Genomic DNA, 693 nt, shown 5'->3' on the forward strand with positions numbered 1-693 from the left:
ACCTTTTTTGAAACGCAGTTGAACGCGCAGGCAGCAATGCTGGGTTTGAACGATGTGTTCTGGCTGTCGGCGGTGATCTTTATCGTGATCATTCCGCTCATCTGGGTGACCAAGCCCAGCAAGGACGGGGCGGCGAGCGCAGCGGGCGCGGGCGGTCATTGACGCCATGGAGCACTACACGACCGAAAGCTTCTCGCTGACGCAAAGCGTCGGGTTCATGCTGACCAAGGCGCGCAACCTGATCGTTGCGGAAATGGATGCGGCCCTCAAGGAGCTCGACATCACCTGCCCGCAGATGGGCATTCTCCTCGCGATGCGGCGCGGCTGGGCCTCCACGCCGTTCGAGCTCTCGAAGGTGCTGTCCGTCGACACCGGCCTGATGACGCGGATGCTCGACAGGCTGGAAGCGAAGGGGTTGCTGGAACGCTCGCGCAGCGCGGACGATCGCCGGGTGGTCAACTTGGTGCTGACGAAGAAGGGCCAAGAAGTCGCGGCTGAGATTCCGAAAATCGCACCGGAAGTGCTGAATGCGCGGCTGAAGAAATTCACGAAGGCGGAGTTCGATGAGTTGGGCCGCCTGCTGCAGAAGTTCATTGGAGAGTGAGCGCGGCAGCGCTCCCCCCTTTTTTAACCATTAATCCGACAGGTCAGAGAATGAAGTTGCAGATAGCTCAACCCGGCAGAGGCATCCGC

Annotated in this window: 1 protein-coding gene and 1 pseudogene; both read left to right on the plus strand. The window is 60.2% G+C overall.

The features are described 5' to 3' along the window. Nucleotides 1–162, plus strand: a pseudogene (locus J3489_RS38195) (DHA2 family efflux MFS transporter permease subunit); the annotation flags it as partial. Nucleotides 163–166: 4 nt separating this feature from the next. Further along, nucleotides 167–604: a MarR family winged helix-turn-helix transcriptional regulator gene (locus tag J3489_RS35955; protein WP_207005564.1), complete on the plus strand. Its 438-nt coding sequence runs from the start codon at nt 167–169 to the stop codon at nt 602–604. The last annotated feature ends 89 nt before the right edge of the window (nt 605–693 follow it).

Origin of the sequence: Trinickia mobilis, from assembly GCF_017315705.1 — a bacterium.
Classification (GTDB): domain Bacteria; phylum Pseudomonadota; class Gammaproteobacteria; order Burkholderiales; family Burkholderiaceae; genus Trinickia_A; species Trinickia_A mobilis.

What these genes read in the sequence shown, in the direction of transcription:
- J3489_RS35955 (WP_207005564.1), top strand. Translation starts at nt 167, where the DNA reads ATGGAGCACTACACGACCGAAAGCTTCTCGCTGACGCAAAGCGTCGGG.